Raw genomic sequence first — 22,350 nt, 5'->3', positions numbered from 1 at the left:
CTCACTCCATAATAAACTCAGCTGGAGTGGAGCAAAATACAAGCCAATTAAAATAAATACATATTTTTCATTAACTTACCAACAAAACAAAGACGATAGTCAATTGTTTGTCGGTAATAAAGCATGGTAGGAAGTTTAGCGAGAAGTTATGTAATTTCGAGCGGGATAAACGATGCTATTCGCGTCTATTGAACGAGTTAATGTTGCACCGGCGCCCACGACACAGTCGTCACCAATTTCAACACACTGGATGACATTAGCCCCTGTACCTATATGCACTCGATCGCCTGCTATTACTTGTCCACTTAACGTCGCACCAGGCGCGACATGAGTGTTGAAACCAAGTTGACAGTCGTGATCAACTGATGCTTTGGTGTTGATAATACTTGCTTCACCGATAGACACACCTGCTTGGATAACAGCCTTTGATAAGACTTGGCACCCTTGAGATAAACTTGCATAGTTTGAAACAAATGCATCTTGAGCAACAACGGTGAAAAATTCATACCCTTGTTCGGTAAAGGTTTTATGAATATTGCTTCGCACCTGATTATTAGGCATCGAGCCAATACCATTTACCAGCATGACGTCTTTTGGCGAGTATTGATAAATTGCATCATTGCCTTTGATATGTGTAATACCATTAAAAATCGAACGCTCTATAACGTCGTCGTTTGACGAGACAGCAAGTATTTCAACACCTTGCTGTAATAATATATCGAGCAACACACTTGCGTGGCCGCCTGAGCCAATCAAGATTACCGGTTTAGTTTCCAAAGACTTCAACATTTATGTCCTATTTAGACAAGCCGTACTTACGCATTTTTTCAACCAAAGTGGTACGACGCATACCCAGTAACTCAGCACTACGAGCAACAACATTGTCTGTTCTATCCAATGCTTGTTCAATCAAAGAAATCTCGAGATCAGCCAGATACTCTTTCATGTTGACACCGTCACTTGGCAGGACACCAAATTCACCTTGGTCAATTTCATCATCAAAGCTCGATGAATCTTCTTCGTCGTCATCATCGTAATCAAAACCTGCAAACAATTCATTAATGGCTTCTTTTTCTTGTAACTCTTCAGGATATTCTGGCTGATATGTTTCGGTATCGATATGTTGGTATTTTATCGGGAGCTCACTAACGTCAATAACTTGGTCAGCATACATAATGATCATTCGTTCGATCAGGTTCGATAGCTCTCTAACATTGCCCGCCCATGGATGTTCTTGCAACGATAGGATTGCTTGCTCGGTAAATCGAACGCTTTGACCTTGCTCTGCTTCAAACCGAGAAATGAGTTCTTTGAGTAACAAAGGAATATCTTCTTTTCTCTCTCGTAATGCAGGTGTTTCGATAGGAAAAACATTAAGACGGTAAAATAAGTCTTCACGAAAATCGTTTGTTTCGATCATGCTTTCTAAGTTTTGGTGAGTAGCAGCGACAACACGAACATTCGTTTTTATGCTTTTGGCGCCACCTACGCGCTCAAATGTCCGCTCTTGCAGCACACGTAATAACTTTACTTGCATTGGCTGCGGCATATCACCTATTTCGTCTAAGAATAAAGTACCACCTTCAGCCAATTCGAATCGCCCTTTACGAGTAGATATAGCACCAGTAAATGCGCCTTTTTCGTGGCCAAACAATTCACTTTCCAGTAGTTCCCCTGGAATCGCACCACAGTTCACGGGAACAAATGGTGCTTTAGCACGCTCAGACAAATTATGAATATTTCGAGCAACAACTTCCTTACCTGTCCCCGATTCACCCAAAATAAGCACGTTAGCAGCCGTAGGCGCGACTTGTTCAATTAAAAAACGAACTTGCTGCATCGGTTCGCTCACGCCAACTAACGATCTAAAAAGAGGACTATTTCCTGATGAGCCACGACGTTTCGATGGTAATTTGTTTTGATACTGATGGCAGTGATGAATCAATTCCGTTAATTGTGCATAGTTCAATGGCACGGATAACTGACCAATGACATTTGCTTGATTCTCAATTTGGTGAGTATCTACTACGTCATGAAAAATAAATGGCATAGCAGGATTATTTTTAACAAAATCAATGGCATTTTGATCAAGATCTCCTGCCATCACTACCGTTAAGACGTTGTCTTGCGGCTTGAATATGTCCTTGAGTTCATCCAATCGACACGAGGTAAAGTGTTCTCCGACAAAAGAAAACACGGTTTCTAACTGATAGCGACGTGCCTCATTATTATCGACAATAATAATAAGTTTCTGACCTTGCATACTTCAAACCTATTGTATTTATTATGTTTTAAATTCTAGCGTTGCGTCCTAATAAATCAACAAATATTTGACACTATAAACGACATAAATTTGACATTTACAGTAAACACCGTTGCATATGTATAAATAAACAACAAAAATGACATTATTAATGATGCCAACACTATGAATTGTTGAGTATTTTGAGATTATTTACACCAAACGCTTGTACCCTTTTTTAACTCGGCACATAATTTGCCTTAATCATAATAAGAATTTGCATATAGCGAAGGTGCCCAATTATTGACGAATTTAGGTCCTGGGTGCCAAAAAGAGAAGGGTTAATTATGTTTAATGGTAAAAGTATCCTCATTACAGGCGGTACAGGCTCTTTCGGTAAGTTGTACGTTAAAACGCTATTAACCCGCTACAAGCCAAAAAAAATCATCATCTATTCAAGAGATGAGTTAAAGCAGTTTGAGATGCAGCAAGTCTTTGATGAACCTTGCATGCGCTACTTTATTGGGGACGTCCGTGACAAAGAACGCTTAGTTCAAGCGATGAACGGGGTTGACTATGTTATTCATGCCGCTGCGCTCAAGCAAGTACCCGCAGCCGAATACAACCCAATGGAATGCATCAAAACCAATATCAATGGTGCCGAAAATGTGATCCACGCAGCACTTGCAAATAACGTAGAAAAAGTGATTGCATTATCAACAGATAAAGCAGCTAACCCCGTCAATCTCTACGGAGCGACAAAATTAGCATCCGACAAGTTATTTGTGGCAGCGAACAATATAAGTGGTGGCTATAAGACACTTTTCTCTGTTGTACGATATGGTAATGTCGTCGGTTCTCGCGGTTCAGTCGTGCCATTTTTTCAAAAATTAGTTAATGAAGGCGCCACTAAAATACCGATCACTCACGAAAACATGACGCGTTTTTGGATAACCTTGCAACAGGGTGTCGATTTCGTCCTTAAGAATTTCGATCGAATGTTAGGTGGTGAGATCTTTGTTCCCAAGATCCCATCGATTAAAATTACTGACTTGGCAAATGCAATTGCACCAGAACTACCGATTGAAATAGTAGGTATTCGCCCTGGAGAAAAAATGCATGAAGTCATGTGTCCTGAAGAATTATCATATGACACATTCGAATATCATGACCATTTTGTCATTGCACCATCAATCAAATTTAGTTCTCGCACTAATGCTTTCAACTCAAATGCCCTTGATGAAAAAGGCGAGCTAGTAGCGCCAGGGTTTGAATATAACTCTCTCAATAACGAAGACTTTTTAACTGTTGAGCAAATCAAAGAGTTAAATAAAGAGTCGTGCCTTTAATGGATAAATTCGACACCTTCATTCCTTACGGGCGTCAGCATATCGATCAAGCTGATATTGACGCCGTTATTGATGTATTGAAGTCAGATTATTTAACTCAAGGCCCTAAAGTCCCAGCGTTTGAAAATGCTTTATGTCAATTAACAGGTGCAGAGTTTGCCTGCGCAGCTAACAGTGCGACATCAGCATTACACATCGCTTGTTTAGCCTTAGGCGTAACTTCAGAAGATATTGTGTGGACCAGCCCGATCTCTTTCGTCGCCTCTTCTAACTGTGCGTTATATTGCGACGCTAAAGTGGACTTTGTTGATATCGATGTAGACACGGGTCTAATGAGCACCCAAGCGCTCAAACAAAAACTGATTCAAGCAAAAGACTTAGGGCAACTACCGAAAGTTGTGATTCCTGTTCATCTATGCGGCCATAGTTGTGATATGGAAGGTATTCATCAACTGAGTCAGGAGTATGGATTTAACATTATTGAAGATGCTTCTCACGCTGTTGGCAGCAGATATCAGGGTAAACCCGTTGGTAACTGCCAATATAGTGACATTAGCGTTTTCAGCTTTCATCCAGTAAAAATAGTCACGAGTGCAGAAGGTGGTGTTGGGTTAACTAATGACAAAAACCTCCATAATTTGATGACAAAATATCGTAGTCACGGCATTACTACGAACCCGAGTGAGATGACAGAAGCGTCACATGGCCCTTGGTATTATCAACAAATCATGTTGGGATTTAACTATCGGATGACAGAGCTGCAAGCGACGTTGGGCGTAAGTCAATTAAATAAACTATCCAAACTTGTTGAATTGCGTAACGAAAAAGCAAAGGTTTACGATGATGCGTTTGCAGATACTCCATTAACAGTATTGAAACCATGCGAGCAAAGTTACTCTGCATATCATTTGTACGTGGTGCTACTACCGAAAGAAAAGGCAAACGCACACAAAGAAATCATAGAATCAATGCGTGCTGCAAACATATGTGCCCACCTGCACTATATTCCCATACATACTCAGCCATATTACAAATCACTTGGTTTTGCTGAATCTGACTTTCCTTCATCATTAGACTACTATCAGCGAGCGATTTCTATCCCGCTCTACCCTGACTTGAGCGAAGAGGCCCAGCAATTCATCATTAGCACGTTAAAGAGCTTGTTATGAAACTAGCGCTTGGAACAGTGCAATTTGGTTTAGATTATGGCATTTCAAACCATGATGGCCAGGTCATGCCTGCGCAAGTTAATGAAATACTCGCTATTGCCTCAGAAGCCAATATTTCTGCATTTGATACCGCATCAAGTTACGGTAATAGTGAGGCCATTATCGGCACATTAATGACGAAAGAGCATCATGATATTGACGCTCACTATCTAGGAAAAATAGCGCCGACAACAGCTCCCGATAGTGTTATTGATGAAGTTAAACAATCGCTTAGTGATTTAAACATTAAACAATTTGAGTGCATTTCATCTCATCATGCTCAATGGCTGTTAAATGATGACAGTGAACAAAATTACCAAGCACTACTATCGACCAAACAAAAACAGTTAACAAAAAAAATTGGCTGTTCTGTCTATAGCATAGAACAAGCACTAGCGTTGATCCGACGCTTCAATATAGATGTGATACAACTACCGGCTAATATTTGTGATCAACAAGTATTAGATAATGAGTTTTTAGCGTTTTGCCAGCAAGAGAATATCGAAATTCACATCCGTTCGTTATTTTTACAAGGCGCACTATTGATGCCTACGTCAAATTTACCCGCTCATTTAAAAACGCTGTCCACTACTCATACCAAACTTGATAACTTAAGTTCTCAATTAAACGTAAGCAGAATGGCATTATTGCTGGCTCCTTTCATCCAACACCCTAATATTTCAAAGATTATTGTAGGTTGTTGCTCAAGCACTGAATTAGCAGAAATCGTTCGAGCCTATGATCTTGCTAAAAATTGCCACTTTAACTATCAAGATTTTGCCATTTTGGACGACAACATAACTAACCCCAGTAAATGGCCGCAGTAGGTTAATTCAATATATTCCATGCCGACGCATGATTTATCATAGAGGTTTTCATGATTGATATTAAAAACAATTCAGGTAGCAAACTTTGGCAGCAGGCGAAAAAAATCATCCCTGGTGGCAATCAGCTATTGTCAAAACGTGCTGAAATGTTTTTACCGGACTTTTGGCCTGCATATTACAAAAAAGCTAAAGGTTGTGAAATTTGGGATCTTGATGATAACCATTACATCGACATGAGCATTATGGGGATTGGCACTTGCCCTCTTGGTTATGCGAATGACGAGATCAACATCGCTGTTGGTGAGGCTATTGCAAACGGCAGCATGACAAGCCTTAACTGTTACGAAGAGGTTGAGCTTGCTGAGAAACTGATTGAATTACACCCATGGGCAGGCGCTGCACGATTTGCACGCACTGGTGGCGAAAGTTGTTCGATTGCTGTTCGTATTGCCCGCTCACATTCAGGCAAAGATAAAGTTGCCTTTTGTGGCTATCATGGCTGGCACGACTGGTACATTGCAACCAATTTGGGTGATGATAAGAATTTAGATGAGCAACTATTACCGGGGCTAGCGCCTTCAGGTGTACCGAGAAAGCTGTCAGGTTCAGTAATACCATTTAAAGAAGGTGATATTGAATCTTTTGAAGCAATCGTTGAGTCTGAAAAAGATAACTTAGGTGTTGTCGTAATGGAAGTTTTCCGTCATGCAATGCCTGACCTAGCATTTATTAAACGTATTCGTGAACTATGCACGGCACACAATATTGTCTTAGTGTTTGACGAGATATCTTCAGGGTTTAGATTAAACATAGGCGGGTCTCATCTATTATGGGATCTTGAGCCTGATATCTGTGTCTTAGGCAAAGCACTGGGTAATGGTCACCCAATTGGTGCGGTCATTGGTAAATCAGACATCATGCAAGCAGCTCAAGAATCGTTTATTTCCAGCTCATATTGGACGGAACGCGTCGGCTTTACAGCAGCGCTCAAAGTAATAGAAGTCATGCATGAGCAAAACGTTATCAATACCATTTCAGAGCACGGCAAATACCTAAAAGAGGGGCTTATCAAGGCTGCAGAAAAGGCCAAATTACCACTCAATATGCTTGGTATTGACCCTGTACTTATCTTAGGTTTTGGCGGTGATGCATTGACGGTAAAAACCGTTTTCACGCAAGAGATGCTCAAGCGAGGTTTTCTTGCCAGCAATGTTATTTATGTGAGCCTTGCGCATACCAAAGATGTTGCTGATAACTACTTAAAACACGCTGAGGAAGTATTTTGTCAGATTAGTCAGGCAATCAGTACAAATGAGTTATCGAGCCTACTCGAAGGCGAGGTTTGCCACAGTGGGTTTCAACGTTTAAATTAATTGAACGTGCGGGAGTTATCATGACGAAACAACATGTAGTCGCTATTGTTCAAGCAAGAATGGGGTCATCTCGACTTCCAGGAAAAGTGCTCAAGCCACTAGGTAACAAACCATTGATTATCTTACTACTGGAACGCCTAAAACAGTGTAAGCAGATTGATGAAATTGTCTTAGCAACGTCAACCAACCCCGAAAATGACGAGCTCTGTCATGTTGTGAGTCATCATGGTTTTAATACCTTTCGCGGTGACGAAGATGACGTGCTTGGACGTTTTTACCAATGTGCCGTGACGTTTAACGCCACGGATATCGTAAGAATTACTGGCGATTCTCCATTATTATCACCAGAAATTTGCGACACATTAATCAACGACTATTTTCGCAAGCAAGCTGATTATGCTTACCTGTCCGAACATTTTGCCGAAGGTGTCGATTGTGAAGTTTTATCTTTTCAAGCTTTATCAGTTGCCCATGTCAATGCTAAGTTGGCATCTCAACGTGAGCATGTCACGCTATACGTCTATCAAAATGAAAGTGACTTTACGATTATTGAATTAGCAAATAGCCAAGATGACAGTCATTATCGCTTCACCGTCGACAACGAAGAAGATTACCAAGTGGTTGGTCAAATCATTGAGCATTGCGATGATTTGTCTTTGAATTATCAAGAAATTAAGCACTTTCTTGATGAGAACCCAATAATTAAAAAAATGAATCAACATATTGTTAGAAATGAAGGCTTAATCACTTCATTACAAAATGATCAGCGCATTTAATAGAGTTAATAACTGATGAATTTTCATATCAATCAAACGTTAGTGAGCGAAGATAGCCCTTGCTACTTAATTGCTGAAATGTCAGCGAATCACTGTGGTAGCTTTGAAAAGGCAATAGAAATAATTCACCAAGCAAAAGCTTGCGGTGCAAATGCAATAAAACTGCAAACATACCGTGCCGATACTATTACCCTAGATTGCGATGAAAAAGACTTTCAATTGCCTAGTGACAATCCATGGGAGTCACACAACACGCTGTATAAACTCTATGAAAAAGCTTACACCCCGTGGGAGTGGCACGAGGCATTATTTGAAGAAGGTAAAAAAATTGGTATCGATATCTTCTCGTCGCCTTTTGATAGCAGTGCCGTAGATTTACTTGAGTCGTTAAATTGTCCAGCGTATAAGATTGCTTCTCCAGAAATATCCGATGTTGGCTTAATTGCCCGCGTCGCGAAGACTGGCAAGCCGGTTATTTTATCCACCGGTCTAGCCACTCAAGAAGATATTGAGCTCGCCATTGAGACTTTAAAAGCCAATGGTTGTCAGCAATATGCATTTTTAAAATGCACGACAGCCTACCCTGCGCCTGCTGAAGATATTCATTTGAAGACCATCAAAGACATGGCAAGTAAATATCAATGTGTTACTGGTCTTTCAGATCATACATTAGGTAATAGTGTTGCAATTGCTTCGGTTGCACTAGGTGCCAAGATTATTGAAAAACACTTTGTGCTAGAACGTAATGAAGAATCAGTGGATGGCTTTTTCTCACTCACGCCTGAGGAATTTGGTCAATTAGTTGTAGACGTCAGAAACATTGAAAAGGCGATCGGCAAAGTGAACTATGACATATCGCCTGCTTCGAAAAAGAACTTATTAGCCAAACGCTCACTCTATGTTGCAAAAAATATTGATAAAGGCGAAGTAATTACTGAGGAACATGTCAAGTCAGTTCGCCCGAGTTACGGTTTACATCCTAAGTACTTGCCCGAGATAATCGGCAAAAAAGCAACTCAAGACTTAAAACTTGGTCAAAGATTTGCTTTAGAATTTGTTGAACGTGTGTAAGAAATTCATAAGAAGTGTAATCCATCATCAATGGAACACGCTTCTTTAAAAAAGATTCGTTGATTTAACGCATCTATATTAGCCAATGCTTAGATTACACTTTTAGTTTATGAGAAAAGCATTTAGGTGAGGCAATTATGAAAAACTGTGTTGTTGTAGGCGGTGGACTTTGTGGCCTTTTTTCGGCGATATTATTGGCAGATCGATGTCAAAAAGTGACGCTAATCGAGAGTGCACCAAGTTGCGGTGGATTATTAAAATCTGTCACCGATAGCCACGGCGTTGTCTACGACCAGGGCACTCATATTCCAAACACCACAGGCATAAATGAAATTGATGAAATCTTATTTGGTGACGAAGCCTTCATTCGCGACCATTGGCATGTCATCAACGAGTTACCATCGGGAAGCTTTTTCAATGGTCACTGGAATTTAGAAAACCAAAGTGTAGACGTTCGCCACTTACCAAAACAAGATTATGAAAAAGCAGCCAAAGAGCTACTCGAAAATGATCAAATCGGCCAAAGTGAAAATATTGAAGATTACTTGAGAGAAACCTTAGGTGATACCATCACCGAGCAAGTATCACTGCCAATCGTTGCTAAGCTCTACGGTAAAAATGTTGATGGTCAGAGCTTACAACGCCAATCATCAGTCAACTATTTTGGTATCACACGCGTGGTTGCTTTAACAAATGAAACAACCAAACGCTTAAAACAAACACCAGCATTCGATCATAAATTAAGTTTCCACAAGCAAGCTGATTATTTATCTCAAATGAAAGAGCAAGGTATTGCCATGCCAACCTATTACTATCCAAAAAATGGTGAAGGGATAGAATTCTGGGTGGAGCATTTGCTAAAACAAGCTCAAGCCAAAGGGGTCGAAATCATTACAAGTGAGTTTATTACTCACATCGAACACCAAGGTGATAGGGTCACGCATATTACACTAGGCAAAAGTCAATCAACGATACCGTGTGATTTACTGTACTGGAGCGCACCACCATTCTTTGGTTTGAAAGCGTCAGGCTTACCAATCAGTAGCCATAAAGCCGAGTTTAGAACGGCTAACATCTTCTATTTCAATTTTGATAAACCACTAACGAATAAAACGGCACCATTTTTATGGAACTGGCATAGCGAACATAAAACATTTCGGATCACGCTATACCCTAACCTGCGTACAGTAGATAATGGTCAATACAATATGTCTGTTGAAGTACTGTCTAGTCCAGACGAGGCAAATGACATTACAGTTGAAATGATTTTACAGGAAGTTCGCGAGATGGCCTTAATACAAGAAGACGCAACGTTAGTAAGTAGTCACAGACAAACCATAGACAACACGTTTCCTGTACCAACATTTGAATTTTCTAAAGCAACAATTGAGAATTATCAAACGTTCATCCAGGCATTCAACAATGTCATCGTTTCAGGCCGTTTTAGTGGCAAACAATGGTTCCATGCCGATGTGTTAACCTCAGCGTACAATGAGATTAGCAAGAGGTTTGCATAAAAGTGGCGACGGATAAGTCAAACCTAATTGTTTTCAAATGCAATGCCAATAGCCAAACCGGATTTGGACACGTCAGCCGATGCCTTAACATTGCAACCAGGCTCAAAAGACAAAAGCCTGAACAAGAGATTGTCTTTTGTGGCGACTACTTGCCATTTGCGACACAACAAATAGAAGATCAAGGGTTTGGTTGCATTACAGATTTTGCAGCGATTAATCCACCATTTTGCCTAATTATTGACGATTATCAAATCAATCAGGATGACATTAATCACTGGCGCGATAAAGCAGAACATTTAATTGCAATTGACGACTTCAATCATTTTGATTTGTCCCAATGTGATTTAGTGATTAACTTTCGTGTTGGTTTTGATAATGAACCTTACAACGCAAAAAACACCTGCCTTGGTGCTAAGTTTTTTCCATTTAAATCAAGCTTACAAGCTATTAGAGAAGACAATTTATCCACGACAAAAACGTCATTAGACAACATTTTTATTTTTATTGGCGGTCAAGATCAGCATAACACTGGCATGAAGCTGATGACTGCCTTAGATAATCTATTGTCGGGAAAGGTTATCAATTTAGTGACGGCAACAACAACAGCGGATAAACCAATCCCCTCGAGTCGCAACACTCTGTGGTTAAAGCCGTTAACTTCCAAAATTGAACATTATTATCAAGCTGCCGATTACTTTATTTCAGGTGGTGGCTTATCGAAATATGAAGTGAGCTTTTGTGGCATTGCCAATGCATGTATTTCACAAAACCAAGGGCAAGCAGAAGATAGCGTCGTGTTTGCAAAGCATGGCCTTACAACCGATTTAGGTTTGGTTGATAGCTTTTTATTATCGCCTGAACAATCGCTTACAACGTTAGTTGCCGATATTGAAGCCCCTGCACAAAGCGCGTTAATATCAGCAAGTAAGCAAACTTTTGATACTCATTCATGTCGTGCACTTGCCGACCATATTTTAAAGAGATGTTATGACTAGTTTCGAAGCAAAAAAATCAGAGTGGCACGAACAAGCACTTGCCAGCGACGACTTAAAAGCACAAGTCGGACGTCCATTTGATGATGAGGCTTGGCAAGGACTGGTCGACGATATTAAAGTCAAACTTTCTTTAACCGAAGGCTCAACCTATAGCTTTCTCGATATAGGCTGTGGTAATGGTCTTTTACTATCACAACTAAGCAATTACACCAGTGATATCAGCGGTATTGATTATGCTCAGGCTATGGTAACCGAAGCAAGAAAGCTCATCCCATCAGGCAATTTTGAGCAAGGTGAAGCGGCGAATTTACCGTTCGATGAAAACACCAGTGAGCGAACGTTGTGCTACAGCATTTTTCACTATTTTCCAGAACAAAGTTATGCCATATCAGCAATCGAAGAGATGATACGCGTGACTAAACCAGGTGGCATAATTCTTATTGGCGACTTGCTCGATGCTACTTTTGAGCAAGAGATTAAGTCAAACAGTGACTTGGCTATTGAAGCAAACCTGCCACTGATACACCGTTATTCCCAATGGACGTTTTACACATTAGATAACATTCTTGAACATTTTAGCGGCCATGAAAAAGTCACAAAAATTGAAAAACTTGCACAACCAACGAGTTTTCCGCTAAGTCATTACCGAAAAGATATTAAAATATGGCTATAGCACACTCGCTAAGACAAACAATCACAAGCTCGCTTAATAAAAGCCTTGAGCGTGAATACAGCTTTTTAACAAGCTCAGGCAGTAGCGCATTAATTACCGCTCTGCACTCTTCAAACATTCCAGTAGGCAGTGAAGTAATCATGCCTGCAATTTGTTGTCCTGCAGTGCTATTTGCTATTCAAATGGCAGGTTTCACCCCAGTATTAGCAGATGTGTCAATGGTTAACTTTTCGAGTAACCTTGAGCAGATCAAACGCCAAATAACGAATAACACCGCTGCTGTAGTAGCCGTTCATGGTTATGGTATTGCTTGTGATATTGAAGCAATCGAACAGTACTGCCAAGCCCATGAGATCTTCCTTATTGAAGATGCCTGCCTCGCTTTAGGTGCAAGTGTCAACGGGCAACCGCTTGGTCGCTTTGGTGATATCAGCATCATCAGCTTTGGTTATGACAAAACCATTGCCGAGCAATACGGTGGCGCAATTTTTACTAATAACCCTAAGTTTGCTAAACGTATTGGCGAAACACTTAACGCCAATCAATTTTTCCAATATCTAGATGATGCCAACAAACTCTCTTCGTTAAACGCGGCACTTGCAAAACTGAGTGAATTCAACAAAGAGCGGAGTCAGAAGGTACGGTTCTGTCACCAAACACTCACTGATAATAACGTTGTTAAGCCAAAAATTGAGTTAGGCCAGCCTCTTTGGCGTTACCCATTGCTATTTAAAGGCGACAGAGAAAAACTAATTGAGCAGGCGGCTCACCAAGATATTATTATTACCTGCCACTATAAATCGCTAGAATTGTTAAAAACCGGTTGGACATTGCCCAACGCAAGACAGGTTTCAGAACAAGTCATTAACCTGTTCGTGCGGCCAGAAATGCCGATGGCACAATTAGAAAAAACGATTTCATTCATTAATGAGTTTGAAGCATGATCAAAGATCTCAAAACCTACTATCAAGGACTATTTGATAAACATGGCAACAGTGTTGAAGCCGTGCAACATGTTAGTCAAAGTTCACAGTACAAACGTTTTGAAATTTTAACCGCGGTTGACAGCGAGATTGATTCTATCGTCGACATTGGTTGTGGTTTAGGTGATATGTATCATTACTTAAAATCTGCCCAGTACAGTGGTAATTATCTCGGACTAGATTTTGTTGATGAGTTTATTGAAACGGCTAACGAGCAATTTGCCAATGATCAGCAGGCTAGTTTTGCTGTGTTTGATATCACTAAAGATGCTATGCCAACATCATATGATTATATCTTGCTAAGCGGTGTGTTTAATAACAATACACCAAACGCCAAAGACTTTATGTTCGATGCGATAGAAAAGATGTTCAATGCTTGCCAAAAAGGTGTCGCATTTAACGCAATGTCGACCTATGTTGATTTTTTTAATGACGATCTGTTTTACATCGATCCATTAGAAGTATTCGATTTTTGTAAAAAACTTGGCGCACATGTTGTTTTAAAACACGACTACGTCGTTAAAAAAGGCTCTGTCCCATACGAATTTACCATGTATTTATATAAGGATTTGAAATAATGCGTGGTGCAATAATGCAGCCTACCTATTTACCCTGGACAGGCTTTTTCGATCTGATAGATAGTGTTGATGTATTTGTGTATTTGGACAATGTAAAACTTGAGAAAAGTAGCTGGCATGTTCGCAACCAAATAAAGTCAGTGCAAGGTGCTGTTATGCTGACAGTGCCTGTTTCAACACCCAATGGTCGATTAGAGACCATGATCAATGAAACACTTTTGTCTCCCAAGCCTTGGCAAAAGAAACATCTAAAAACCTTAGTGACCAACTACAGCAAAGCGCCATTTTTTAACGACGTTTATCCGTTCATTGAAGGGTTATTGAAAAGGGATTATCAAAACCTTGCAGAGCTCAACATGGCAATTATTAGCGCTGTTGCTACACAACTTGGTATCACTACAAAGCTCGTTCGCGCTTCAAATTTAGACAATATAACAGGTGTCAAAGACGAACGTTTAGTAAGCCTTTGTCATGAATTAAGTATCACTCATTATTTATCACCAGTTGGTGCTGCTGACTATATAGAGAAGCATTCAAAAGGCGGAGCAATAGTGAAAGCAGGCATTTCGTTGAGCTACCAAAGCTACCAGGCCCCAACATACCCACAGTTATATGGTGACTTTATCAGTCATTTATCGGTATTTGACGCCCTATTTAATTGTGGCTTTGAGCACACTTTAGAGTTAATTAGGCAACACAGTAATCGAGGTGCACTTGTATGAACACTAGGTCAGCAAACACTAAATCGATAAAAACGCAGCGATTTATCTTAAAAGAGCTAACAAAAGCGGATGCTACCAGCCGTTACCTATCATGGCTCAATGATGAAAACACCTCACAATATATTACCCATACACAGGCCCAGCTTAGTGAATTAGCCGAGTATATTGATCAACATTTTCACAACCCTCACTGTTTATTTTTAGGTATTTTTGCGGAAGCCAGTGATGGTCTCGCCCATATTGGCAACGTTAAATATGAGTCTATGGCCACCTTCCCTAATATTGCAACCATGGGTATATTAATTGGTGAGACGAATTGGCACGGCAAAGGTGTAGCCAAAGAGGTGATTGAAGCAAGCCTGCCATTAGTAAAGTCAACGCTACATGCGAACATGGTCAACTTAGGTGTTGAGAAATCAAATGTTGCCGCGGTAAAAGCCTACGAAAAAATTGGTTTTGAGATTAGTAAAAAGCCTCATTATCATTTTGATGATGAGGCTTTAGAAATGGATATAGATATTTAAGTACTTACTTTTAAGCGTTGTAGTCGAAGCTATAAGTACTTAATAAATCCCAACGCTCACGATATAAATCAGGCATATTCTTCAAGAAATCAACCCAAATAGCTAACGCTTCCTGGTAATAAGGCATAACCTCTTCACTATCACCATAATTGTACAAAATTGACAATAGTACTGAATTGACATACCAAGCTTCACCTTGAAGGATCAAATATAAATGACTTAATTTACCGCCTTGCATAAACGAGTTTAAATAATGTAGATGTTTAAACAAATTATCTAACGCTTCTTCACGCGAACTTGCCGGTTGCTCTAAAAATTCAACCATTGTTTGGCAAATTTGTTCGAATTCATCAAAGTACAATAGACTTTTTAAGTCATAGCCAGCATCGTAGTCATCAAATACATTAGACTTAACAAAGTCAACCACTTGCGCATTTTTCAATGGTGAATCTTCAAATAATATATCATCTGATCTCAGTGGTAACGTCCCAGCCATTTTAACCCCGTTAGAACAGTTAAAGACATTGACGTTACGACCTTTAAAGACCTCTAGTAAGCGTTCAACTTGCTCTTTACCTGTATATAAAAACGGTTCAGTAATCACTCTAGGTTCAAAATTACCTTCAACGGCAAACTCTGCACCCATCTTAATCGGCGCATATTTTTCCTCACCATCATCTTTGTAATAATAAGAATGCTTCGAGTGATGCATAGACTCGTCAACATAGCCTTTATCCAGACCAAACAAGTAGATATTTTTGAACCCCATTGTCGTAAAAAAGCTCAGCGCCGTATTCCCCACCAATGGGTTACAGTAACCTAAGGTAGGCGTAATCTCGCCTTTATTTTGCAGCTCTGCAAGTTGAAACAAGGTGGTTCCTGCCTCATGACCTTTTATGCCTACGCCAGTCCAACCAAATAAATCTAACACCCCAGGGTACATAACATTGAGCACAAGCAGATTTATTTCTTGTCGTTGCTCAGGTGTAATGAAATGCTCAAGAAAGTCAGCTGTAGATTTAGTACGTTCCAGCGCCACGTGAAAATCTGGCGTTATGCCATTTGCCAATAAAGCGGTAGTTGCCGAATTACACGACACCACAATAGCATTTTCGCGTAGCGACTTAATGCGCTCGATATCGTTATCAAGTGATGGACCATTAGCAACAATAAATATCGGATATTGACTTATATCGTGTGGTAACTTCGGACTTGCAACCATGACAGAAGGCGCTTTATCCATGACACCTAGCGTATGAGAGATACTAAGCAGTGCGTCATCAAAAAAGCCCCACCCCATAAAGAATTGATGAAAATTTTCTTTAATCTTCTCAATAATACTAGCAACTTTTTGCGAAGGATAATGTTGATAAAACAATGAGTTGGACACACTATACGGGCCAATTTCCTTCACTCGGTCGTAAAGTGTTTGATAAATCGAATCTTCTTCCTCACCAATACCCAAGTAGAGAAATGAACCTGCGTCATCAACAGCCTGTAAATATTCAGCCCAATCAAAGCAAAATAGGCTAGCAAAGAAGTAATCTTCATTTGGCTCAAAAATAGTGATGTAAGTTGCACTGGTGCGTGATTGCAGCTCTTTAAGATGGTAACCTAAACCAATCCCAAAAATAATTAAACTTGGGATTTTTGACGCGATCTTAGTATTTAAAGGTAAATCTGAACTCACCTTATTGAAACACTTTCCTAACAGCTTCATTGTATCAACATGAACAAAATCCGTTGTGTTTTCAAGCGTTTCCAAAACTGAATAGTTAATTTGACCAAGCACAGGATTTTCAAAACAATCATCCACTTGCTGCTTCACTTGAGCAACAGGCTCTTCTCGATAAAAGGGAACTTTAGTCTGATTATCAATAATATTGCCAGTACCATCTTTATTAACCAATAGTTGAAATGGCTCAATGGGATTGTAGGATGCAAACTTTTGCGCAATCTCTGGAAAGTAGCGATTAAATGCTACTATGTTTTGGTTAAATCGCACATTTGCTTGCTCAGCAAAAATAGCTTCTCGTTTTGCCACCTCTTCAGCTTCATCAATTTGTGCTGAAAGTTGGTCAATATCGTAATCTGATGGTTTCATACTACTCATACCGCAGTTAAGGTTTAGACATATCAAAAGTTGATTAATATGAAGATAATTAAGGCAAGTATGGGGCCAAATGGCCACACTTGTATAGTGAAATAACTAAAAAACAAACTAAAGTTGATATGCTTTACGCACTTTATCCGCTTTTTTGATTTTCAATAGAGATTCTTGAACAGTTTTTGCATCATCAGCAAGTTTTAATGACGATTTCTGAAAGAAGTGGTTAACATCCGTCAATAAACTGACAACGTCTTCTGGGAGATCACTTGCTTGATGCTCTGCAAAAAGCTCACGAATAGCTTTATCAAGTTCAACCAACTTATCGTTGGCCTCTTCAACTTTATTCTCTTCGAGTAAACCTTGTAGTTCCTCAAACAATAAAGCTATCTGTGACTTCACAATGTTAAACTGCCGCAGATTGATTTACTTTGCGTTGTGCTTCAGCTTCTTGGCGAGCTTCCACTGGAATAGCATCCCAGCCTGCTTTAATTTCTTTAAAAAGCGTGTGCACTTCTTCAATTGCTACGGTGTCTTTTGCCATACTTGCATCCGCTAAACGCTCTAGCATGTATTGGTATAAGGCGTATAAGTTTTGACACACTTCACCGCCAGCTTCAAAATCAATGCTTGAACGCAATGCTTCAATAATATTTGACGCTTTTGAAATCGTTCTTGCTCGCTCTTGATAATCACCACGCTCTACAGCACCTTTAGCCATGACAAGGCTTTCAACAACGCCACCCATTAGCATTTTCGTGACCATATATGGTTCTGCGTCCGCTAAGCTCGTTTTCGTTGCTTCTTTTTGATAGTACTTTAAATTTAAATTAGCCATAGTAAATCCTACGATTTTATTTATGAGTCAGGTGTCGAAAAGCCAGGTAAGCTTGCAAGTTGTGCACTTAAGTATTGTCCAGAACTTTGCATTTGTGCAATCAGCACGTCAAGTGCCGAATATTGCTTCCTTAAACTAATCTCTAACTGTTCCATACGATATTCATGATTACTGACATCGTCTTCTAACTGATTCAATTCAAGATTTATGCCATCTTCTCGAGATTTAATTGAACCACTTGAAGAGACGTAGTTCTCGAGTAAAGTACTAAATGTTGATGCTATGCCATTTTCGCCAGCGAAAAGTTCACCAACCTCATCAAAGTTTTCACTCAAGGCTGTATTTAAACTGCGCACTAGTGATTCTTTTTCTAATACACCGTCTTTGCTTAAGCCTAAACCAGCGTCAAAAATTGTTTCGAAATCGCCTGTCGGTACCGTCGTAGATAGCGCATTAATCAGTTGCGCTTTCAGACTACGCATTGTCGAATCACCGTTTAACGGTGCACCTGATTGGGTGTGGTAATCAATGGTGCCCATTGCATTATTAAAGCCGGTAATAAACTCTTCAATTAAAGATTCAACCCCTGACTTATCGTAATCGACAACGATCTTACTTGTTTCGTTGTTTTCACTTTCTTTTTGCGCAACAATCGTCAGATCTTGAACGGCATCTTTAAAGGTGTTGGTATCACTCGTGATACTGATACCATCCACTTCGATGATGGCATCTTGCGCTTGGTCTTCTACCGCAATTGCTAGACCGCCAGCACCGCCGCCATTGGCCACGGTAGAAACATTATCTAATTCAGCAATATTGTTTGTGACAACTAAGTCATTGCCTGCACCCGTTTTATTTGACGTTAAAACGAGTTTTGACGATGTACCATCATTGATAATATTTGCCGTGACACCAAAGTTATCATTTGCGTCATTAATCGCTTGACGCAAATCCTCGAGCGTTGCGCCGGCATCCAATGTAATATCAAATGTATCACCGCCAGCACTGTACGTGAGCGTACCGCCAGTAGCTGTAACAACATCATCAACAGAGGTGTATAAACCGTCTGCCATTACCGCGCGACTACCTTGTGCAAGTTGCATAACTTCAACATTAAATTGTGCAGGCGTTGCATCTTCTGTTGCGGTAACAGAAATCAGATCACCAGAGTCAGGTTGGGTTACGGTCGCGGTACGTTTATTGAAGTTGTCGATATCAGCGAGCTTTTCAACAACATCTTCGAGGGCTGAAAGAGAAGATTTAACGGCACCCACCGCTGAAAGCTCTAGGGTAAGGCTCGTTTCCTTCTCTTCAAATTTTTGAACTTTAGGTAAATTTTCAGCATTAAGTGTCGCTGAGATAATACTCTCTAAGTCTAGGCCAGAGCCTACACCTGCCGATGTAATTAGTGCCATAATATTCACCTATAATGTACTACCCTGTTAAGGATAGTACGTTTCTACTACTTTGTTCAATACTAGTAACAATCTAGCTACACAGCTATATTTACTAGTTTAAACCTGCTTATCTAATAAAAACCCACCATTAGTTAAGCGCTCTGAAACATCTTTCAGCACAGATGAAACATCACTGAAATACTTTGGCGGTATCTCTCTAATTGTTTCACCGTTTTCTTTATCAACTACTTTGACTATCGGTGGCTCATTCAATTCATCAAACTCGAAAACAAGGCTTGTTTCTTTGATAGGAAATTCTGCGTTAATTTGTTCGATTGACTCGACCAACGCATCCCTATCAAAACTTTGCTCTTGTACATCTTTTTCTTGTTCAAGATTTTGCTTTTGATCTAATTGAGATTCATCTTGGGCAGTTTCAACATCTGCCGTTTGAGAAACCTTATCTCCAGCAACATTTAAGCCAACATTCAATTGCACTTGGTCATTCATTTGTGCCGAATTGAATTTGTTTTTGTCAGCTATTGATTCGATTGCCATAAAGCCTCCTTAAATATGATAAAACCTTATGATCCCGAAGCACCATAAGGTTGTCATATATTTCAATTAACCTAATAAACTTAAAGCTAATTGTGGACGCTGGTTCGCTTGAGAAAGAATACTTGAACTTGCTTGTTGTAAGATTTGGTTACGAGTTAACGCAGCCGTCTCAGCAGCAAAGTCAGTATCTTTGATACGTGAACGTGCAGCAGATAAGTTTTCAGAAATGTTAGCTTGGTTACGAATCGTAGATTGGAAACGGTTTTGAACCGCACCTAACTCAGCACGTTTCTTATCAACTACCGCAATTAACGAATCCATACCCGCTAAAATAAACTGTGCGTTTGCTTGAGATGATACACTGATTGATGAAGCACGGAACTTCGTATCAAAGTCATCAGTACCAGCAATTGCCGCGCCTGAAATATCAGATACACCAGCAGCTAACGTTGTTAAACCATTACCCGTTACGTTACTTGCGATACCTGCGATACCAGATAGTGTAAAGCCACCGTTTAATGACATACTACCGGTTGCTGAACCGCCAACGTTTTGCATACTGAAGCTGATTGTTTGTACTGCATCAGCCCCCACTTGGAAGCTTGCTTCGTATGAACCGTCTAATAAGTTTTGGCCACCGAATGTTGTATCTGAAGCAACACGGTTAACCTCTTCCATTAATGACTGGATTTCTTCTTGAAGTGCTAAACGGTCTTCATCAGTGTTTGAACCGTTTGAAGCTTGTTGCGCAAGTGTACGAACACGTTGGAACATTGACGTAACTTCTTCCATCGCACCTTCAGCTGTTTGCGCTAAAGAGATACCGTCGTTCGCGTTACGAATACCTTGGTCTAAACCATTGATTTGGCCCGTTAAACGGTTTGAGATTTGTAAACCAGCAGCATCATCTCTTGCACCATTGATGCGAAGACCTGAAGATAATCTTTGGAAAGATGTATCTAATGCATTGCCAGAGTTATTTAATTGACGTTGAGCGTTTATCGAGCTCACGTTAGTGTTTACATATAAAGCCATACAGCCTCCACATTAATTTTTTACGCAAAAAACAAATTAATTACCCCTAACTAAATGTTTTTCACCAGAGAATCTTTCTCTAGGACTTGTATCGGCGAAGGCTAAAAGATCTTTAAGTTTTTTTTATAAAAAAAGCTAAAAAGATCAAAAAACAAACTTAAGCAATTGAATATTAAAGAATAAAAAGATTAATTATTTTTTAGAAGGGACTCTGAATCATGAAAAAAGGGAAGGCTAAGCACCTTCCCCTTTCCATGAGTCGAGAGTATGACTCTATAAAACATTGCAGCGTCAAAATTTCATCCATAAAACTTGGCACAAAGAATGCTTTACTATTTACGCGAATGTGAGAGAGAACTTCGCGATTAATGTTTGAAATATTGAATTTAGCCTCCACGCTCACAATATTCCCACATTAATTATTCGCGCCCTTGTTAAATTACCCCATCTGACAAGGGCGCAACTCCTCTCAACACTAACTTCTCTTCACTCTCTCGTTTTTTCAAACTGAAGAACCATCTATATGTTGATAGGTTTTGACCTGGTACGGCCACGGTGGCAATTTCTTGCCACCTAAATTACCACAGATTGCCTAAATTAACCTAGTAAACTTAGTGCCGCTTGTGGACGTTGGTTAGCTTGCGACAAGATTGTTTGGCTAGCTTGTTGCAAGATTTGGTTACGAGTCAGTGCTGCAGTTTCGGCAGCAAAGTCTGCGTCTTTAATACGAGATTTCGCAGCTGACAAGTTTTCTGAAATATTAGCTTGGTTACGAATCGTTGATTGGAAACGGTTTTGAACCGCACCTAACTCAGCACGCTTCTTATCAACTACCGCAATTAACGAATCCATACCCGCTAAAATAAACTGTGCGTTTGCTTGTGATGATACACTGATTGAAGAAGCACGGAACTTCGCATCAAAGTCATCAGTACCAGCAATTGCCGCGCCTGAAATATCTGATACACCAGCAGCTAACGTTGTTAAACCATTACCCGTTACGTTACTTGCGATACCTGCGATACCAGATAATGTAAAGCCACCGTTTAATGACATGCTACCGGTTGCTGAACCGCCAACGTTTTGCATACTGAAGCTGATTGTTTGTACTGCATCAGCACCCACTTGGAAGCTTGCAGAATATGAACCGTCTAATAAGTTTTGGCCACCGAATGTTGTATCTGAAGCAACACGGTTAACCTCTTCCATTAAAGAACGGATTTCTTCTTGAAGTGCTAAACGGTCTTCATCAGTGTTTGAACCGTTAGAAGCTTGTTGTGCAAGTGTACGAACACGTTGGAACATTGACGTAACTTCTTCCATCGCACCTTCAGCAGTTTGCGCTAGTGAAATACCGTCGTTAGCGTTTCGATTACCTTGGTTTAAACCTTGAATTTGAGACTCTAGGCGGTCAGAAATTTGTAGACCAGCTGCATCATCTCGAGCACTGTTAATGCGTAAACCAGAAGATAAACGTTGGAATGAAGTATCAAGTGAATTACCTGAGTTCATTAATTGACGTTGAGCGTTTAACGAGCTCACGTTAGTGTTTACATATAAAGCCATAATTTACTCTC

Annotated in this window: 22 protein-coding genes; 13 read left to right on the top strand and 9 right to left on the bottom strand. The window is 40.0% G+C overall.

Annotated features, from left to right (window positions below; all coding sequences use genetic code 11):
- Positions 1 to 135 precede the first annotated feature (135 nt).
- Positions 136 to 789, bottom strand: a complete 654-nt coding sequence (locus tag QQK05_RS04540) for an acetyltransferase (RefSeq protein ID WP_284296264.1) — start codon at positions 787 to 789, stop codon at positions 136 to 138.
- Between the two features lie 7 nt (positions 790 to 796).
- The gene (locus QQK05_RS04535; protein ID WP_284296263.1) at positions 797 to 2,263 is read right to left on the bottom strand and encodes a sigma-54 dependent transcriptional regulator; all 1,467 of its coding nucleotides are present in this window, start codon (positions 2,261 to 2,263) and stop codon (positions 797 to 799) included.
- 326 nt (positions 2,264 to 2,589) lie between these two features.
- Here QQK05_RS04535 and pseB point away from each other — a divergent pair, with 326 nt between their 5' ends.
- From pseB to QQK05_RS04470, 13 genes are all read left to right on the top strand, one after another.
- The gene (pseB, locus tag QQK05_RS04530; RefSeq protein ID WP_284296262.1) at positions 2,590 to 3,591 is read left to right on the top strand and encodes a UDP-N-acetylglucosamine 4,6-dehydratase (inverting); all 1,002 of its coding nucleotides are present in this window, start codon (positions 2,590 to 2,592) and stop codon (positions 3,589 to 3,591) included.
- A complete protein-coding gene (gene pseC, locus QQK05_RS04525) occupies positions 3,591 to 4,760 on the top strand; it encodes a UDP-4-amino-4,6-dideoxy-N-acetyl-beta-L-altrosamine transaminase (protein ID WP_284296261.1) in 1,170 nt (389 codons plus the stop codon). Before pseB ends, pseC begins: the two co-directional genes overlap by 1 nt.
- On the top strand, positions 4,757 to 5,626 hold the full coding sequence (locus QQK05_RS04520; protein WP_284296260.1) for an aldo/keto reductase: 870 nt from the start codon (positions 4,757 to 4,759) through the stop codon (positions 5,624 to 5,626). The genes pseC and QQK05_RS04520 overlap by 4 nt, the downstream gene beginning before the upstream one ends.
- Positions 5,627 to 5,679: 53 nt before the next feature.
- Positions 5,680 to 6,999 carry an aminotransferase class III-fold pyridoxal phosphate-dependent enzyme gene (locus tag QQK05_RS04515; RefSeq protein WP_407704862.1) on the top strand — a complete coding sequence of 440 codons (1,320 nt, stop codon included), beginning with the start codon at positions 5,680 to 5,682 and terminating at the stop codon, positions 6,997 to 6,999.
- Positions 7,000 to 7,019: 20 nt separating this feature from the next.
- Positions 7,020 to 7,775, top strand: coding sequence for a glycosyltransferase family protein (locus tag QQK05_RS04510; protein WP_284296257.1), 756 nt, complete (start codon positions 7,020 to 7,022; stop codon positions 7,773 to 7,775).
- Between the two features lie 15 nt (positions 7,776 to 7,790).
- Positions 7,791 to 8,846 carry a pseudaminic acid synthase gene (pseI, locus tag QQK05_RS04505; RefSeq protein ID WP_284296256.1) on the top strand — a complete coding sequence of 352 codons (1,056 nt, stop codon included), beginning with the start codon at positions 7,791 to 7,793 and terminating at the stop codon, positions 8,844 to 8,846.
- A 137-nt stretch (positions 8,847 to 8,983) separates the two neighbouring features.
- Positions 8,984 to 10,363 (top strand): NAD(P)/FAD-dependent oxidoreductase, encoded by a 1,380-nt coding sequence (locus tag QQK05_RS04500; RefSeq protein WP_284296254.1) that lies wholly within the window; start codon positions 8,984 to 8,986, stop codon positions 10,361 to 10,363.
- 2 nt (positions 10,364 to 10,365) lie between these two features.
- Positions 10,366 to 11,358 carry a hypothetical protein gene (locus QQK05_RS04495; RefSeq protein WP_284296252.1) on the top strand — a complete coding sequence of 331 codons (993 nt, stop codon included), beginning with the start codon at positions 10,366 to 10,368 and terminating at the stop codon, positions 11,356 to 11,358.
- Positions 11,351 to 12,031 (top strand): class I SAM-dependent methyltransferase, encoded by a 681-nt coding sequence (locus tag QQK05_RS04490; protein ID WP_284296251.1) that lies wholly within the window; start codon positions 11,351 to 11,353, stop codon positions 12,029 to 12,031. The genes QQK05_RS04495 and QQK05_RS04490 overlap by 8 nt, the downstream gene beginning before the upstream one ends.
- The gene (locus tag QQK05_RS04485) at positions 12,022 to 12,975 is read left to right on the top strand and encodes a DegT/DnrJ/EryC1/StrS family aminotransferase (protein ID WP_284296250.1); all 954 of its coding nucleotides are present in this window, start codon (positions 12,022 to 12,024) and stop codon (positions 12,973 to 12,975) included. Before QQK05_RS04490 ends, QQK05_RS04485 begins: the two co-directional genes overlap by 10 nt.
- Positions 12,972 to 13,592, top strand: a complete 621-nt coding sequence (locus QQK05_RS04480; RefSeq protein ID WP_284296249.1) for a class I SAM-dependent methyltransferase — start codon at positions 12,972 to 12,974, stop codon at positions 13,590 to 13,592. The genes QQK05_RS04485 and QQK05_RS04480 overlap by 4 nt, the downstream gene beginning before the upstream one ends.
- Entirely contained in the window at positions 13,592 to 14,314 is a 723-nt protein-coding gene (locus tag QQK05_RS04475) for a WbqC family protein (RefSeq protein WP_284296248.1), read from the top strand. Before QQK05_RS04480 ends, QQK05_RS04475 begins: the two co-directional genes overlap by 1 nt.
- Positions 14,311 to 14,838, top strand: a complete 528-nt coding sequence (locus QQK05_RS04470; RefSeq protein WP_284296247.1) for a GNAT family N-acetyltransferase — start codon at positions 14,311 to 14,313, stop codon at positions 14,836 to 14,838. The genes QQK05_RS04475 and QQK05_RS04470 overlap by 4 nt, the downstream gene beginning before the upstream one ends.
- A 10-nt stretch (positions 14,839 to 14,848) precedes the next feature.
- On the opposite strand, the gene QQK05_RS04465 is transcribed toward QQK05_RS04470, so the two are convergent.
- The 7 genes from QQK05_RS04465 to QQK05_RS04435 all read right to left on the bottom strand — a co-directional run bounded on the left by QQK05_RS04465 (position 14,849) and on the right by QQK05_RS04435 (position 22,339).
- A complete protein-coding gene (locus tag QQK05_RS04465; RefSeq protein ID WP_284296246.1) occupies positions 14,849 to 16,942 on the bottom strand; it encodes a motility associated factor glycosyltransferase family protein in 2,094 nt (697 codons plus the stop codon).
- A gap of 117 nt (positions 16,943 to 17,059) precedes the next feature.
- Entirely contained in the window at positions 17,060 to 17,347 is a 288-nt protein-coding gene (locus QQK05_RS04460; RefSeq protein WP_284296245.1) for a hypothetical protein, read from the bottom strand.
- Between the two features lie 4 nt (positions 17,348 to 17,351).
- A complete protein-coding gene (fliS, locus tag QQK05_RS04455) occupies positions 17,352 to 17,783 on the bottom strand; it encodes a flagellar export chaperone FliS (RefSeq protein ID WP_284296244.1) in 432 nt (143 codons plus the stop codon).
- 20 nt (positions 17,784 to 17,803) lie between these two features.
- Positions 17,804 to 19,198: a flagellar filament capping protein FliD gene (gene fliD, locus QQK05_RS04450; protein WP_284296243.1), complete on the bottom strand. Its 1,395-nt coding sequence runs from the start codon at positions 19,196 to 19,198 to the stop codon at positions 17,804 to 17,806.
- A gap of 99 nt (positions 19,199 to 19,297) precedes the next feature.
- The gene (locus tag QQK05_RS04445) at positions 19,298 to 19,738 is read right to left on the bottom strand and encodes a flagellar protein FlaG (protein ID WP_284296242.1); all 441 of its coding nucleotides are present in this window, start codon (positions 19,736 to 19,738) and stop codon (positions 19,298 to 19,300) included.
- 66 nt (positions 19,739 to 19,804) lie between these two features.
- Positions 19,805 to 20,773 (bottom strand): flagellin N-terminal helical domain-containing protein, encoded by a 969-nt coding sequence (locus tag QQK05_RS04440; protein WP_284296241.1) that lies wholly within the window; start codon positions 20,771 to 20,773, stop codon positions 19,805 to 19,807.
- Positions 20,774 to 21,370: 597 nt separating this feature from the next.
- Positions 21,371 to 22,339, bottom strand: a complete 969-nt coding sequence (locus QQK05_RS04435; protein ID WP_284296239.1) for a flagellin N-terminal helical domain-containing protein — start codon at positions 22,337 to 22,339, stop codon at positions 21,371 to 21,373.
- Between the last annotated feature and the right edge of the window lie 11 nt (positions 22,340 to 22,350).

It is taken from the genome of Thalassotalea loyana, assembly GCF_030161435.1.
GTDB lineage: Bacteria > Pseudomonadota > Gammaproteobacteria > Enterobacterales > Alteromonadaceae > Thalassotalea_G > Thalassotalea_G loyana.
This window is presented reverse-complemented; position numbering and strand designations above follow the sequence as displayed.